This window comes from Pseudomonas sp. 31-12 (assembly GCF_003151075.1).
Taxonomy (GTDB): domain Bacteria; phylum Pseudomonadota; class Gammaproteobacteria; order Pseudomonadales; family Pseudomonadaceae; genus Aquipseudomonas.
Window position 1 is genome coordinate 6,489,825 of the sequence record NZ_CP029482.1, and the last position, 15,409, is coordinate 6,505,233.

Genomic DNA, 15,409 nt, shown 5'->3' on the forward strand with positions numbered 1-15,409 from the left:
AGGGGTGAGGTTCTTGCAGAATTCTGTGCTCTTGCGGGCCGGGCGACTAGCCACCGCCGATGGCGTGGACGACTTCGACGCTGTCGCCGTCGTTCAGCGTGGTTTCCGCATGCTGGCTGCGCGGGACGATATCCAGATTGAGCTCGACCGCCACCCGGCGTCCGGTCAGTTCCAGACGGGTCAGCAGGGCCGCAACGGTTTCACCGTCGGGCAGTTCAAGGGATTCGCCGTTCAACTGAATGCGCATGCCGGAAGCCGCCATCATTTTTAGGGGCTGGCATTCTAGCCCGATCAGTCTTGGCGACCCAAGCCATTCGTCATGAAATGGACCGCCCGGTCAGCTCAACCGCCAGGCGGCAAGCCCCAGGCAGAACCAGCCGACCAGGAATGCCAGGCCGCCGAAGGGTGTGACGATCCCGAGCTTGCTGACACCGGTCAGTGTCAGCAGGTACAGACTGCCGGAAAACAGCAGGATGCCGATGGCAAACGAGGCGCCAGCCCAGGTCATCAAGCGCCCAGGAATCTGCGTGGCCAGAAATGCCACGCCCAGCAGGGCCAGGGTGTGCACCAATTGGTAGGTGACGCCGGTGTGGAAAATTGCCAGGTATTCAGGCGTCAGACGGTTTTTCAGGCCGTGGGCGGCGAACGCGCCAAGGGCAACGCCAGTGAAGCCGAAGAAAGCGGCCAGCATCAGAAAGCCACGCAGCATGAAGAACTCCAGTCAGACTCGATCCACAGGGTCTGTATAATGGCCCGCTCAACGGGTTCGGCCAAGCCATCTCTATGCTGCGTTTATTTTTGCGACGATTCACGAAGGCCCTGCTCTGGTTCGCGGGTGGCAGCGTATTGCTGGTGCTGATCTTTCGCGTGGTACCGCCACCGGGAACCGCGTTGATGGTCGAGCGCAAGGTCGAATCCTGGTTCGACGGCGAGCCGATTGACCTGCAACGCACGTGGAAACCCTGGGATGAAATCTCGGACGACCTGAAAGTCGCGGTGATCGCGGGCGAGGATCAGAAATTCCCGGAGCATTGGGGTTTTGACTTTGGGGCGATCCAGAAAGCCTTGGCCCATAACGAGCTCGGCGGTTCGATTCGCGGTGCCAGCACCCTGAGCCAGCAGGTCTCGAAGAATCTGTTTTTGTGGTCCGGCCGCAGCTGGCTGCGTAAAGGCCTGGAGGCGTGGTTCACCGGGCTGATCGAAGTGCTCTGGCCCAAGCAGCGGATACTTGAGGTGTACCTGAACAGCGTCGAGTGGGATGACGGGGTGTTTGGCGCAGAAGCGGCGGCCCGGCATCACTTTGGCGTTGGTGCCAAGTCTCTTTCCCGGCAGCAGGCGAGTTTGCTGGCGGCTGTGCTGCCTAACCCGCGGGTTTGGAGTGCGAGTCATCCGACCAACTATGTTGCGCGCAGGGCTGGGTGGATTCGTCAGCAGATGAGTCAGTTGGGGGGCGATAGCTATCTGGTTGGCATCAATGATTCGCGCCGGGCGCCTTGGTCCCAATAACACTGCAAAACCCCTGTGGGAGCGAGCCTGCTCGCGATAGCGGTAGATTATTCAACATCTGTACCGACTGACCTGACGCCATCGCGAGCAGGCTCGCTCCCACAGGGGCCGGCGCCAGCCGGATAAATGGGCACAAAAAAAACGCCCCGATCAATGATCGGGGCGTTTTTTATTGCCTGCTTGCTGCGTTAAGCGGCAATCGACAACTTGAGCTTGTTCATGGCGCTCTTTTCGAGCTGACGAATACGCTCGGCCGACACGTTGTACTTCTGCGCCAGGTCATGCAGCGTGGCCTTCTCTTCCGCCAGCCAGCGCTGGTAGAGGATGTCACGGCTGCGGTCGTCCAGCACTTCCAGCGCTTCGTGCAGGTTGTGGTTGGAGTTGTCGCTCCAATCGGCATCTTCCAGTTGACGGGCCGGGTCGTACCGGTGGTCTTCCAGATAGTTGGCCGGCGACTGGAAAGCACTGTCGTCGTCCGCTTCCGCGGCCGGGTCGAAGGCCATGTCATGGCCGGTCAGGCGACTTTCCATCTCGCGCACTTCCCGCGGCTCTACGCCGAGGCTTTCCGCCACACGGTGGACTTCCTCGTTGTTCAGCCACGCCAGGCGTTTCTTCTGGCTGCGCAGGTTGAAGAACAGCTTGCGCTGGGCCTTGGTGGTCGCGACTTTCACAATGCGCCAGTTGCGCAGGATGAACTCGTGAATTTCCGCCTTGATCCAGTGCACCGCGAACGAAACCAGACGCACACCCATTTCCGGGTTGAAGCGCTTAACGGCCTTCATCAGGCCGACGTTGCCTTCCTGGATCAGGTCAGCCTGAGCCAGGCCGTAGCCGGAATAGCTACGGGCGATATGTACGACAAAACGCAGGTGGGCGAGCACCATCTGCCGAGCCGCCCCCAAATCCTGCTCATAATAGAGACTCTCGGCCAGTTCACGCTCCTGCTCCGGCGTCAGCAATGGAATGCTGTTCACGGTGTGCACATAGGCCTCCAGGTTCGCACCCGGGACCAGAGCATATGCAGGTTGCAAAGAATTGGTCATACGAAAAAACCTCCGACTTACATAACTCGTGCAGTTCAGCACTGCGAAAATTGACCGGAAACCGAAAGACAAGTTCCCATAAACGCTGAAAGGTCAATACGAGCAAAATGATACTACTTAGGCGCAAGCTCCCTCAGGTGGCGTGCGACTGCAATCCATGCACCGATATACCCCAACAGCACCGCGCCAAGCAAGAGAGACAGACCATCGGCCACTGGCACTCCGGCCAATGCGAAATCACTGCCGTACAAACCGGCCAGCCCGACGACCGCGTCGTTCAGCCAATCAAGGCCAAACGCCAATACGCCCCATGAAAGAATCCCCGCACCGAAGCCGTAAAGCGCACCCATATAAAGAAAGGGCCTGCGCACATAGCTGTCCGTGCCGCCGACGAGTTTAATCACTTCTATCTCTGTGCGGCGGTTTTCAATATGAAGACGAATGGTATTGCCTATCACCAAAAGTAATGCAGAAACCAGAAGCACAGTCAGACCGAAGACAAAACGGTCACCCAGCTTGAGGATCGCTGCCAGACGCTCGACCCAGACTAGATCAAGTTGCGCCTGTTGTACCTTCGGCAACTCGGAAAGTTTTTGTCGTAATGCTTCAAGCGTGGGCTTGTCGACCTCGTTCGGCGTTACCAGAACCACGCCAGGCAGCGGGTTTTCCGGCAATTCCTTGAGCGCCTCGCCCAGGCCGGACTGTTGCTGGAACTCTTCCAGCGCCTGATCACGACCGACATATTCCGCATCTGCCACACCAGGCATGCTTTTGATCTGCTCACGCAACGATTCGCCTTCAGCAGGGCTGGCCTCGAGTTGCAGGTACAGGGAAATCTGCGCCGCTCGCTGCCAGGAGCCGCCCAGACGCTCGACGTTACTTAGCAAAAGTGACAGGCCCATCGGCAAACTCAGGGCAACCGCCATCACCATGCAGGTGAAAAAGCTGCCGATCGGCTGCTTGCCCAATCGACGCAGGCTGTCCAGTAAACTGGCGCGATGACTTTCAACCCAGGCGCGGAACAGCGTGGCGAAATCCGGGCCGTCGTCATCGTCGCGTTTTTTCTTCTGCGGTTGCGGATCGGCGGCTTTCGGCGCCACACGCTCGGAAACCTTGGGGCTGCGTGTCGCACTCATACGCCCGCCTCCCCGTCGCCGATCAATCGGCCGCGTTGCAGCGTCAGCATGCGATGACGCATGCGGGCGATCAGCGCGAGGTCGTGACTGGCGATCAACACGCTGGTGCCCAGACGGTTGATGTCTTCGAACACGCCCATGATCTCGGCCGCCAGGCGCGGGTCGAGGTTACCGGTCGGTTCGTCCGCCAGCAGCAAGGCCGGTCGATGGACGATGGCGCGGGCGATGCCGACGCGCTGTTGCTGACCGGTGGACAGGTCGCCGGGGTACAGATCGGTTTTATCCGACAGCGCCACGCGCTCAAGTGCCGAATCCACGCGCTTGACGATCTCGGCCTTCGACAGACCGAGGATCTGCAGGGGCAGCGCGACGTTGTTGAACACCGTGCGATCGAACAGCAACTGGTGATTCTGGAACACCACACCGATCTGCCGGCGCAGGTAAGGAATCTGCGCGTTGCTGATGGTGGCGAGGTCCTGGCCGGCCAGCAGCAATTTGCCGGTGGTCGGACGCTCCATCGCCAGCAGCAGCCGCAACAAGGTGCTTTTACCGGCACCGGAATGGCCGGTCACAAACAAAAACTCCCCCCGGCGGACTCGAAAACTCAGCTCATGCAAGCCGACGTGACCGTTCGGGTAGCGTTTACCGACCTGTTCGAAACGAATCATGAACGCTCCCGCTCGGCAAACAGTGCCTGGACAAAGGGTTCTGCTTCAAAAGTACGCAAGTCGTCGATGCCTTCACCGACGCCGATGTAGCGAATCGGCAAACCAAACTGCTTGGCCAGGGCGAAAATCACCCCGCCCTTGGCGGTGCCGTCGAGCTTGGTCAACGCCAGACCGGTCAGTTCGACGGTCTGGTTGAATTGCTTGGCCTGGCTGATGGCGTTTTGGCCAGTACCGGCGTCGAGCACCAGCAGCACCTCGTGCGGCGCGTCGGCGTCGAGTTTGCTGATGACACGGCGAACCTTCTTCAACTCTTCCATCAGGTTGTCTTTGGTGTGCAAGCGACCGGCGGTGTCGGCGATCAGCACGTCAATGCCACGGGCCTTGGCGGCTTGCACGGCATCGAAGATAACCGAAGCCGAGTCGGCGCCGGTGTGCTGGGCGATGACCGGGATCTTGTTGCGCTCGCCCCAGACCTGCAATTGCTCGACGGCGGCGGCGCGGAAGGTGTCACCGGCTGCGAGCATGACTTTCTTGCCCTCGAGTTGCAGTTTCTTCGCCAGCTTGCCGATGGTGGTGGTCTTGCCGGCGCCGTTGACGCCGACCACCAGAATCACGAAAGGCTTGTTCTGCGAGGTGATTTTCAGCGGCTGCTCGACAGGCTTGAGCATCGCGGCGAGTTCAGCCTGCAGGGATTTGTAAAGCGCGTCGGCGTCGGCCAGCTCTTTGCGCGCGACCTTTTGGGTCAGGCGCTGAATGATCACCGAGGTCGCCTCGACGCCAACGTCGGCGGTCAGCAGACGGGTTTCGATGTCTTCGAGCAACTCGTCATCGATGATTTTCTTGCCGAGGAACAGGCTGGCCATGCCTTCGCCGATGCTGGCGCTGGTCTTGGACAGGCCTTGCTTGAGGCGAGCGAAGAAACCGGCTTTGGTTTCTTCGGTGCGCGGCGGCTCGGCCGGGGCTTCGACGGGAACGGCGGGCGCGGCGACTACCGGGGCAATCACGGGGGCAGGCGCAGGCGCTTCAACCACAGGAGCGACGAACGCAGGAATCACCGGTTCTGGAGCTACCGGCTCAGGTTCGGCCACGACAACTGGCGCAACGACAGGCTCGATAAGCGGCGCCTGAACAGGCTCTGGCGCAAAGGCAGTCGGGGCAGGAATCGGCGGCGTCACATGCGGCGCCAGTGCATCTTCGACCAAGGCCACCGGCTCTTCCGCCACCGGCAACGTCAGCCACGGCTCTGGAGCGGGTGCCAGCGGCTGCTCGGCAATCACTTCAGGTTCAGCCTCAGCGACCGGTTGCAGCACCGGCTCGGCCATCGGCAGGACAACCGGCACCGGCTCTTCTTCTATTACCGGCGCAGGTGTTGGCTCAGGCAGTGGTTGTGGCTGTTCGACGACGGGTTCCTGCGGCTTTTTGCGCAGCCATCCGAACAGGCTTTTCTTCTCGCCAGCCGCAGCTGGGGTCTTCTTGTCGTCGTTGGAACCAAACATGGAGGACGGCTATCTCACGGTAGCGACGCGCCTAAGGGCGCCCCGGCAAATAAATATTCGATGCAGAACAGACTGCGATTGACCCAGCTTGTTCACGCGCAACATTTTGTCGAGGTGCAAACTGCACCTCAAAGGTTGACTAATACGAAGGACTGGAACGGCATCGTCGGCGAAAACGCAGAGTTTAGCTGACAAACTCAAAGCTTCCGCAGGTAACCCATGCAACCTTCCGGCCGATCAAAGGCCTGATAGGCGTGGCCGCCAGTAAAACGGACCAGTATCCTAGCACCCTCTCGCCCGCCGACGCTAAGACCTAGCGGGCAGTCCCAAAGGTTTAAAAACGAATGAATGCTTTAGCCCGCCGCGCTGCAGGCCTGCTGCTCAGCACAGTTTGTCTGCCCCTCTCGGCCCTGGCTGCCGATCCACAACCCACCCACGAATTCACTCTGGATAACGGCCTGAAGGTCGTTGTGCGCGAAGACCATCGCGCGCCAGTGGTGGTTTCCCAAGTCTGGTACAAGGTCGGCTCAAGTTACGAGACGCCGGGCCAGACCGGTTTGTCCCACGCCCTGGAGCACATGATGTTCAAGGGCAGCGAGAAAGTCGGCCCGGGTGAAGCTTCGCTGATCCTGCGCGACCTCGGCGCCGAAGAAAACGCGTTCACCAGCGATGACTTCACTGCTTATTACCAAGTGCTGGCCCGCGACCGCCTCGGCGTGGCCTTCGAGCTGGAAGCCGACCGCATGGCCAGCCTGCGTCTGCCGGCCGACGAGTTCGCCCGTGAGATCGAAGTCATCAAGGAAGAACGTCGCCTGCGCACCGACGACAAGCCGATGTCCAAAGCCTACGAGCGCTTCAAGGCCATGGCTTACCCGGCTAGCGGTTACCACACGCCGACCATCGGCTGGATGGCTGACCTGGACCGCATGAAAGTCGAAGAGCTGCGCCACTGGTACCAATCCTGGTACGTGCCGAACAACGCCACGCTGGTGGTGGTCGGCGACGTGACCCCGGACGAGGTCAAAACCCTGGCCCAGCGTTATTTCGGCCCGATTGCCAAACGCGACGTGCCACCGGCGAAAATCCCTGTGGAACTGGCCGAGCCCGGCGAACGCCAGATCACCCTGCACGTGCAGACCCAACTGCCGAGCCTGATGCTGGGCTTCAACGTACCGAGCATCGCCACCGCTGAAGACAAACGCTCGGTCAACGCCTTGCGCCTGATCTCGGCCCTGCTCGACGGTGGCTACAGCGGACGCATCCCGACGCAACTGGAACGCGGCGAAGAGCTGGTGTCCGGCGGTTCGTCGAGTTACGACGCCTACACCCGCGGCGACAGCCTGTTCACCTTGTCCGCGACGCCGAACATCCAGAAAAAGAAAACCATGGCCCAGACCGAAGCGGGCCTGTGGAAGCTGCTCGAACAGCTGAAAACCACCGCGCCGTCCGCCGAAGAACTGGAACGCGTCCGCGCCCAGGTCATCGCCGGCCTGGTCTACGAGCGTGACTCGATCACCAGCCAGGCCACCTCCATCGGCCAACTGGAAACCGTCGGCCTGTCCTGGAAGCTCATGGACACCGAACTCGCCGACCTCGAAAGCGTGACACCGGAAGATATCCAGAAAGCCGCCAAGCTGTATTTCACCCGCGAACGTCTCAGCGTCGCCCATGTACTGCCACTGGAGACGACTCATGAGTGAGCGTAAAAATCCCCGTCTGGCCCTGATCGGCCTGATCGCAGCCGTGCTGATCGGCTCCGCTGCGTTTTATCTGTCGAAAAGCGATGACACCAAGGCCAGCGAAGCGCTCGACAAGGCCAAGTCCAGCCAGAAGCTGCAATCGCTGACCGAACTCGACGGCAAGGCACCGAGCCACCGTTCGCTCGACGTCCAGACCTGGAACACCGCCGAAGGCGCCAAGGTGATGTTCGTCGAAGCCCGCGAGCTGCCGATGTTCGACCTGCGCCTGATCTTCGCCGCCGGCAGCAGCCAGGACGGCAACGCGCCCGGTCTCGCGATGCTGACCAACGCGATGCTCAACGAAGGGGTGGCCGGTAAAGATGTCGGCGCCATCGCTCAGGGCTTCGAAGGCCTGGGCGCAGATTTTGGCAACGGCGCGTTCAAGGACATGGCACTGGCTTCCCTGCGCAGCCTCAGCGCCGCGGACAAGCGCGAACCTGCGCTGAAGCTGTTCTCTGAAGTCGTCGGCAAGCCGACCTTCCCTGCCGACTCCTTTACGCGCATCAAGAACCAGATGCTCGCCGGTTTCGAATACCAGAAGCAGAACCCCGGCAAACTGGCGAGCCTGGAGCTGATGAACCGCTTGTACGGCGATCACCCCTATGCACACTCCAGCGACGGCACGGCGAAAACCGTTCCGGCGATTACTGCGGCGCAACTCAAGGCGTTCCACGAGAAAGCTTACGCAGGTGGCAATGTGGTGATTGCGCTGGTGGGTGACTTGTCCCGCGCTGAAGCCGAAGCGATTGCCGCGCAAGTCTCCAGCGCGCTGCCAAAAGGCCCGGCTTTACCGAAAATCCCGCAGCCTGAAGAACCGAAAGCCAGCATCGGGCACATCGAGTTCCCGTCCAAGCAAACCAACCTGATGCTCTCGCAACTGGGCATCGACCGTGACGATCCGGACTACGCTGCGCTCTCCCTGGGCAACCAGATCCTCGGCGGTGGTGGTTTTGGCACTCGCTTGATGAGCGAAGTGCGCGAGAAGCGTGGCCTGGCATACGGCGTCTATTCGGGCTTCACCCCGATGCAGGCGCGCGGCCCGTTCATGATCAACCTGCAAACCCGCGCCGAGATGAGCGAAGGCACCCTGAAACTGGTGCAGGACGTCCTCGCCGACTACCTTAAAACCGGGCCGACCCAGAAAGAGCTCGACGACGCCAAGCGTGAACTGGCCGGCAGCTTCCCGTTGTCCACCGCCAGCAACGCCGATATCGTTGGGCAACTGGGCGCGATGGGTTTCTACAACCTGCCGTTGACCTACCTGGATGACTTCATGCGTGAGTCGCAGAGCCTGACCGTCGAACAAGTCAAAGTTGCACTGAACAAACACCTGAGCACGGATAAAATGGTCATCGTCAGCGCTGGCCCGACCGTGCCGCAAAAGCCGTTACCGGCCCCAACTGATAAACCTGCCGAGCAGCCGCTCGGGGTTCCGGAGCATTAATGGCCACTCGTCCTAAAAAACCCGTTCACAACGTACACAACGGCGTGAACCAACTGCGCATCATCGGTGGCGAATGGGGCAGCCGCAAGCTCAGCTTCCCGGACGCCCCGGGTCTGCGCCCGACCCCGGACCGGGTGCGTGAAACCCTGTTCAACTGGCTCGCGCCGTACGTGGCCGGGGCCAAAGTGTTTGACCCGTTCGCCGGCAGCGGCGCGTTGTTCCTGGAGGCCTTGTCCCGTGGCGCGGCGATGGGTCAGGCGCTGGACGCCAGCAACATCGCGGTCGCCAGTATCAAGGAACACCTGGGAACACTGCGCTGCACCACCGGCCAGATCCAGACCGCCGATGCGCTGCGCTATCTGGAAACCCAGACCGCGACCGCTTACGACCTGGTGTTCCTCGACCCGCCGTTCAACCAGGATCTGTTGCCGACCGTGTGCACGCTGCTTGAAGAGCGTCAGTGGCTGGCCAATGAAGCCTGGATCTACACTGAAAGCGAAAACGCGCCGTCGAGCCTTGGCTTGCCGGGCAACTGGCGCCTGCACCGGGAGCAGAAATCCGGGCGGGTGTATTACGCATTGTGGCAACGTATGGCAGAGATCGCCGGTTAATCGACCGGCCTGAAAAAGGTGCGCACCGGTTGCGCACCGCTGCATCGAGAGCAATCGTGTCCTTTCCGTCAGAACGTTTCACCCCCGCCTTGGGCCTCGGCAACCCGCACCTGCAAACGTTGTGGGGACCGCTGTGGCGCAAAACCACGCACATCGAACGCGAGCGCGAGCGCTTGTGGCTTGAGGATGGCGACTTTCTCGACTTGGACTGGCACGGCCCACACACCGCCGATGCGCCGCTGGTGCTGGTGCTGCACGGGCTGACCGGTTCTTCGAATTCGCCTTACGTGGCCGGGGTGCAGAAAGCGCTCGGTGCCCAGGGTTGGGCCAGTGTCGCGTTGAACTGGCGCGGTTGTTCGGGCGAGCCGAATCTGTTGGCGCGCAGCTACCATTCCGGTGCCAGTGAAGACTTGGCCGAAGCCATCAAACACCTGCGGGCCAAGCGCCCTCTCGCCCCGCTCTATGCGGTCGGCTATTCCCTGGGCGGCAATGTCTTGCTCAAGCATTTGGGCGAAACCGGCAGTGACAGCGGCGTGTCGGGTGCCGTGGCGGTGTCGGTGCCCTTTCGTCTCGATCATTGCGCCGATCGTATCGGCCAGGGTTTCTCCAAGGTGTATCAGGCGCATTTCATGCGCGAGATGGTCGCCTACATCAAGAACAAGCAGCGCCAGTTCCAGCATGACGGGCGCGAGGAGGGACTGGCGGCATTGGCGGCGCTGGGCTCGCTGGAGAACATGCGCACGTTCTGGGATTTCGATGGCCGGGTCACGGCGCCGCTCAATGGTTTTGTCGATGCCGAGGATTACTATCGCCGCGCTTCGAGCCGGTATTTCCTGGGAGAGATCCGCACACCGACCTTGATCATCCAGGCAGCCGACGATCCCTTCGTATTCCCCCATAGCTTGCCGCAAGCGCCAGAATTGTCGGCCTCCACTGAATTCGAGCTGCAAGCCAAGGGCGGGCATGTCGGTTTTGTCGACGGTTCGTTCCGGCAACCAGGTTATTACCTGGAGCGCCGTATTCCGCAGTGGCTGAGCACCGTGGGTCGCGGGTAAGCCATGGACGCCGATCAGGGCGAGTCGATCCGTTTCTGGCAAACGGCGCCGTTGGCCGGCGTCGAGTTATTGTCCGCACGCTACATCGAACATCGCTTCGCGCCCCATGTGCATGACGGTTATGTGATCGGCATGATCATGGCCGGCGCCCAGCGTTATCGCTATCGCGGCGCCGAACACCTGGCCGGCAGCGGCACGCTGGTGTTGATCAACCCTGATGAACTGCACACCGGCCACAAAGGCACGGAGGATGGCTGGTTGTACCGGGCGTTTTACCCGGACAGCGGGCAGATTCTCTCGCTGCTGGACGAACTGGAGTTGCCGACCACCAACCTGCCGGGGTTTGGCGCGACGCTGTATCGCGATCCGGATCTGGTGAAGGGTTTCTGCCAATTGCATCGCTTGCTGGAAAGTCCGTCCACGGCCCTGCAACAGCAAACGGTCTGGCGCGAGATGATGCTGTTGTTGCTGCAACGTCATGCGGCCGTGCCGGTTGCCGGCAAACCCGGCAAGGAACACCGGGCAGTGACGCTGGCCAAGGACCTGCTGCAAGCGCAATTGGCCGCGCCACCTTCGCTGGAAGAACTGGCGGCAGCGGTCAACCTGTCACCGTTCCACTTCGCCCGGGTGTTCCGCCGTGCCATGGGCATGCCACCGCACACCTGGCTGATGCAGCAACGCATCGCTCGGGCGCGGGTGTTATTACAGAATGGGTGTTTGCCGCTGGAGGTTGCGACGCAGCTGGGATTTGCCGACCAGAGTCATCTGAGTCGGCAGTTCAAGCAGGTTTACGGGGTGGGGCCGGGGGCGTATCGCAGTGCCCGGCTGTTCTGAAATCTCGAAACAACCCCAATACCCTGTGGGAGCGAGCCTGCTCGCGATAGCGGTTTAACATTCGACATCTCTGCCGCATGATCCACCGCTATCGCGAGCAGGCTCGCTCCCACAGAGTTTTGTGTTTATTCGCCGGTTGCGATGCCGTGCGCGGGATCGTTGATCCACTCGCTCCACGACCCGGCATACAGCGAGCCCAACGGATAACCCGCCAGGCACAGTGCGAACAGGTTATGGCAAGCCGTGACGCCGGATCCGCAGTACGCCACCAGATCAGCCGGCGCACGATCACCGAGTTTCGCGGCAAAGCGCTGCTTGAGCTGATCCGCCGGCAGGAAATGCCCGTCGCTGCCCAGGTTCTCGGTGAACGCCGCACATTGCGCGCCGGGAATGTGCCCGGCAATCGGGTCGATAGGCTCGACTTCGCCCTTGAAACGCGGCAATGCCCGGGCATCGAGCAAGGTCAGCGCGGGTTGGCCGAGACGTTGTTGAAGCTCTTCAGCACTCACGATCAGCGCATTGTCCGGCGTCCCGTTGAAGGTGCCACGCTCGATATCACACGCATCCAGACTCAGCGGCAAACCCGCCGCGTGCCAGGCCTTGAGCCCGCCATCGAGGATGAACACGCCGTCACGCTTGCCCAGCCAGGCCAGCAACCACCACGCCCGCGCCGCATAGGCACCCGGGCCGTCATCGTACAAAACCACTTCACTGTCGACGTTGATGCCCCAGGCTTGCAGGCGCTCGATCAAGTCTTCAGGTTCAGGCAGCGGATGGCGCCCGGTCACACCCTTGACCACGGTCCCGCTCAAATCACGCTCAAGATCGGCAAAGCTCGAGCCGGCGATGTGCCCTTCGGCATAGCTGCGCTGGCCGTAGTCCGGGTCTTCGAGGGCAAAACGACAATCCAGAATCACCAGCCCAGGCTGCTCCTTTTTCAGGTCCAACGCTTGCGGGCTGATCAGTTGCGCAATGGGCATAACGGGCTCCTGTGATTAAGTCGGTCTTAGATCCTACTGCACTTCTTCCAGGGCCTGGGCCAGTGGCACGTAAAACTCTTCATACAACGCGTTGACCGCGTCGCGTGACTGGTCCGTGACGAAACCGGCCTCAAGCACCAGCACCTGATACACCCCACGTTTAATCGCCTGCTCGCTCAGGTGATTGGAGTTTTCCCGCGTGGTGCACAGAAAACGCACCCAGGACGTCAGGATAATCCAGGCATTGAGCGTCAGGGATTCGATCTGGACCTTGTCCATTTGCAGGATGCCGGCGTCGACGAAGGCGGCGTAGATGTGGGTGCCATGGATCAGGCAGCGCTGGGAGAAACGCCGATAACGGGCGGCCAGTTCTGGATCGCTGTCGAGCAAATGCTCAAGATCTCGATGCAAAAACCGGTAGCGCCACATCGCCGCCAGCAGCTCCTGAAGGTAGAAGCGCTTGTCTTCCACCGTGGACGCGCGGCCCTGGGGCGGGCGCAGGAAGCTGTCCACCAGGCTTTCGTACTCACTGAACAGCACGGCGATAATCGCCTGCTTGTTGGGGAAGTGGTAGTACAGGTTGCCCGGAGAAATCTCCATGTGGGCAGCAATGTGGTTGGTGCTGATGCTGCGCTCGCCCTGTTGATTAAACAGCTCCAGGCTGTTCTGCACGATGCGCTCGCTGGTTTTGATCCGAGGGGCCATGGCTTGAGCTTTAATTCAGAGTGCGTTGGCGGGCATCTTACGACCTATCGGCGAGTGGATAAAACCATGCTGTACTCAGGATGCCATTTGACTTTCTAGAGCATAGACTCTAAAAAGTGCCTCATTACAACAAAAACCGGAGCCGATCATGACCGCCGACATCGCTTACCTGCAGAACCTGCAACAGCCTCTGGACGAGCTCCAGGCCCTGTTCGATGCGCAGCGTGCGGCGTATGCAGCCAACCCGATGCCGCCGGCCGCCCAGCGCCAGCAATGGCTCAAAGCCCTGCGGGATCTGCTGAGCAATGAACGCCAGGCCTTGATCGATGCGATCAGCCAGGACTTCAGCCACCGCAGCGCCGATGAAACCCTGCTCGCCGAACTGATGCCCAGCCTGCACGGCATCCATTACGCCAGTCAGCACCTCAAAGGCTGGATGAAAGCCTCGCGGCGCAAGGTCGGTATCGCGTTTCAGCCGGCGTCGGCCAAAGTGGTTTACCAGCCGCTGGGCGTGGTCGGCGTGATCGTGCCGTGGAACTACCCGCTGTATCTGGCCATCGGGCCGTTGGTGGGTGCGTTGTCGGCGGGCAATCGGGTGATGCTCAAACTCAGCGAGTCGACCCCCGCCACCGGTTTGCTGCTCAAGGAGTTGCTCGGCCGGATCTTCCCGCAAGACCAGGTCTGCGTAGTGCTGGGCGAGGCGGATATCGGTGTCGCGTTCTCACGGCTGCGTTTCGATCACCTGCTGTTCACCGGCGCTACCAGCATTGGCAAACACGTGATGCGCGCGGCGGCTGAAAACCTGACCCCGGTGACCCTTGAACTGGGCGGCAAATCCCCGGCCATCGTGTCCCTCGACGTGCCGCTCAAGGACGCCGCCGAGCGCATCGCTTTCGGCAAGACCCTCAATGCCGGACAAACCTGCGTGGCCCCGGACTACGTGCTGGTGCCGGAAGATCGCGTGGGCGCTTTCGTCGAAGCCTATCGGCACGCGGTTCGCGGGTTCTATCCGACACTGGCCGACAACCCGGACTACACCGCCATCATCAATGACCGGCAACTGGCGCGGCTCAACGACTACGTCAGCGACGCCACCAGCAAAGGCGCGCTGCTGATTCCGTTGTTCGATCAGGGCCAGGGCCGGCGCATGAGCCATAGCCTGCTGCTCAACGTCAGCGACGACATGACCGTGATGCAGGACGAAATCTTTGGCCCGCTGCTGCCGATCGTGCCGTACAAGACGCTTGATGAGGCGTTTGCCTACATCAATCAGCGACCTCGTCCGCTGGCGCTGTATTACTTCGGCTACGACAAGCGCGAACAAAACCGCGTCCTCCACGAAACCCATTCCGGCGGTGTTTGCCTCAACGACACCTTGCTTCACGTGGCGCAGGACGATATGCCGTTCGGCGGCATCGGCGCCTCGGGCATGGGCCACTACCACGGCCACGAAGGCTTCCTGACCTTCAGCAAGGCCAAAGGCGTGCTGATCAAGCAACGCTTCAACGCGGCGAAACTGATTTACCCGCCGTACGGAAAAGCCATTCAGAAACTGATCCAGAAACTGTTTATCCGCTAACGATCACGCCGCCGGGTAATAACAATAATGAGCCCAAGCCTGTCCGATACACCCGCGCTGTCACGGCGCGGCCTGCTTAAATTCAGCCTCGGCGCGAGTGCTTTCCTGGCCACCGCCGGAGTGGGTGCGAGCCTCAGCGGCTGCTCATCGAGCATCCCGGCCAGTGGTTTCGCGATTTTGCGCAGCGGTGACCTGCTGTTTCTGCGGGCGCTGATCCCGGTGATGATCGAGGGCGCCGTGGCTGCCGAGAAGATGCCGAAGGCCGTCGATGAAACCCTGCACTGCCTGGATAACGGTCTGAATCACCTGTCGCCGGAAATGCTCAAGCTCACTCAGCAATTGTTCGACGTGCTGGGGATGGCGGTGACCCGCGGGCCGCTGACCGGGATCTGGGGCAGTTGGGAAAACGCCAGTGCCGATGAGATCCGGCATTTTCTCGATCGTTGGGAAAACAGTTCGTTGAGCCTGCTGCGCATGGGGCATAGCTCGTTGCTGCAACTGGTGATGATGGCGTGGTACAGCCGCGCAGAATCGTGGGTGCATTGCGGGTATCCCGGACCGCCTACAGTTTGAGACCGAGGCGCCCCCTTCGCGGGCAAGCCACGCTCCCACA

16 protein-coding genes are annotated in these 15,409 nt (G+C 61.0%); 8 read left to right on the top strand and 8 right to left on the bottom strand.

Translation table 11 applies throughout. The annotated features are described in order from the left end of the window. Nucleotides 1-46 precede the first annotated feature (46 nt). Both thiS and DJ564_RS30745 read right to left on the bottom strand, forming a co-directional pair. Nucleotides 47-247: a sulfur carrier protein ThiS gene (gene thiS / locus DJ564_RS30740; protein WP_007897898.1), complete on the bottom strand. Its 201-nt coding sequence runs from the start codon at nt 245-247 to the stop codon at nt 47-49. 90 nt (nt 248-337) lie between these two features. After that, nucleotides 338-709: a DUF423 domain-containing protein gene (locus DJ564_RS30745; protein ID WP_109635608.1), complete on the bottom strand. Its 372-nt coding sequence runs from the start codon at nt 707-709 to the stop codon at nt 338-340. Between the two features lie 74 nt (nt 710-783). On the opposite strand from DJ564_RS30745, the gene mtgA reads away from it, so the two are divergent. Beyond that, a complete protein-coding gene (mtgA, locus tag DJ564_RS30750; RefSeq protein WP_109635609.1) occupies nt 784-1,506 on the top strand; it encodes a monofunctional biosynthetic peptidoglycan transglycosylase in 723 nt (240 codons plus the stop codon). 188 nt (nt 1,507-1,694) lie between these two features. Here the strand turns inward: mtgA and rpoH are convergent, their stop codons facing one another. The 4 genes from rpoH to ftsY all read right to left on the bottom strand — a co-directional run bounded on the left by rpoH (nt 1,695) and on the right by ftsY (nt 5,849). Beyond that, the gene (rpoH, locus tag DJ564_RS30755) at nt 1,695-2,549 is read right to left on the bottom strand and encodes an RNA polymerase sigma factor RpoH (RefSeq protein WP_007897890.1); all 855 of its coding nucleotides are present in this window, start codon (nt 2,547-2,549) and stop codon (nt 1,695-1,697) included. Between the two features lie 113 nt (nt 2,550-2,662). Further along, complete coding sequence (gene ftsX / locus DJ564_RS30760; protein WP_109635611.1) at nt 2,663-3,685, bottom strand: permease-like cell division protein FtsX; 1,023 nt, start codon at nt 3,683-3,685, stop codon at nt 2,663-2,665. Beyond that, complete coding sequence (gene ftsE / locus DJ564_RS30765; RefSeq protein ID WP_010466809.1) at nt 3,682-4,353, bottom strand: cell division ATP-binding protein FtsE; 672 nt, start codon at nt 4,351-4,353, stop codon at nt 3,682-3,684. Before ftsE ends, ftsX begins: the two co-directional genes overlap by 4 nt. Beyond that, nucleotides 4,350-5,849, bottom strand: a complete 1,500-nt coding sequence (ftsY, locus tag DJ564_RS30770) for a signal recognition particle-docking protein FtsY (RefSeq protein ID WP_109635613.1) — start codon at nt 5,847-5,849, stop codon at nt 4,350-4,352. Before ftsY ends, ftsE begins: the two co-directional genes overlap by 4 nt. A gap of 344 nt (nt 5,850-6,193) precedes the next feature. Between ftsY and DJ564_RS30780 the strand changes: the two genes are divergently transcribed. The 5 genes from DJ564_RS30780 to DJ564_RS30800 are packed head-to-tail and all read left to right on the top strand — an operon-like array spanning nt 6,194 to nt 11,532. Next, complete coding sequence (locus DJ564_RS30780; protein ID WP_109635615.1) at nt 6,194-7,549, top strand: pitrilysin family protein; 1,356 nt, start codon at nt 6,194-6,196, stop codon at nt 7,547-7,549. Continuing rightward, nucleotides 7,542-9,032 (top strand): pitrilysin family protein, encoded by a 1,491-nt coding sequence (locus tag DJ564_RS30785; RefSeq protein ID WP_109635617.1) that lies wholly within the window; start codon nt 7,542-7,544, stop codon nt 9,030-9,032. Before DJ564_RS30780 ends, DJ564_RS30785 begins: the two co-directional genes overlap by 8 nt. Further along, nucleotides 9,032-9,643 (top strand): 16S rRNA (guanine(966)-N(2))-methyltransferase RsmD, encoded by a 612-nt coding sequence (gene rsmD / locus DJ564_RS30790; RefSeq protein ID WP_109635619.1) that lies wholly within the window; start codon nt 9,032-9,034, stop codon nt 9,641-9,643. The genes DJ564_RS30785 and rsmD overlap by 1 nt, the downstream gene beginning before the upstream one ends. A gap of 56 nt (nt 9,644-9,699) precedes the next feature. Next, nucleotides 9,700-10,698 (top strand): hydrolase, encoded by a 999-nt coding sequence (locus DJ564_RS30795; protein ID WP_109635620.1) that lies wholly within the window; start codon nt 9,700-9,702, stop codon nt 10,696-10,698. A 3-nt stretch (nt 10,699-10,701) separates the two neighbouring features. Continuing rightward, entirely contained in the window at nt 10,702-11,532 is an 831-nt protein-coding gene (locus DJ564_RS30800) for an AraC family transcriptional regulator (RefSeq protein ID WP_109635622.1), read from the top strand. Between the two features lie 125 nt (nt 11,533-11,657). Here the strand turns inward: DJ564_RS30800 and DJ564_RS30805 are convergent, their stop codons facing one another. Beyond that, nucleotides 11,658-12,512, bottom strand: a complete 855-nt coding sequence (locus tag DJ564_RS30805; RefSeq protein ID WP_109635623.1) for a sulfurtransferase — start codon at nt 12,510-12,512, stop codon at nt 11,658-11,660. A 33-nt stretch (nt 12,513-12,545) separates the two neighbouring features. Continuing rightward, entirely contained in the window at nt 12,546-13,217 is a 672-nt protein-coding gene (locus DJ564_RS30810) for a TetR/AcrR family transcriptional regulator (protein ID WP_109635625.1), read from the bottom strand. A gap of 148 nt (nt 13,218-13,365) precedes the next feature. Here DJ564_RS30810 and DJ564_RS30815 point away from each other — a divergent pair, with 148 nt between their 5' ends. Together DJ564_RS30815 and DJ564_RS30820 are read left to right on the top strand one after the other, a co-directional pair. After that, nucleotides 13,366-14,796 (top strand): coniferyl aldehyde dehydrogenase, encoded by a 1,431-nt coding sequence (locus DJ564_RS30815; RefSeq protein WP_109635626.1) that lies wholly within the window; start codon nt 13,366-13,368, stop codon nt 14,794-14,796. Nucleotides 14,797-14,823: 27 nt separating this feature from the next. After that, the gene (locus tag DJ564_RS30820) at nt 14,824-15,369 is read left to right on the top strand and encodes a twin-arginine translocation pathway signal protein (RefSeq protein WP_109635628.1); all 546 of its coding nucleotides are present in this window, start codon (nt 14,824-14,826) and stop codon (nt 15,367-15,369) included. Nucleotides 15,370-15,409: the final 40 nt, after the last annotated feature.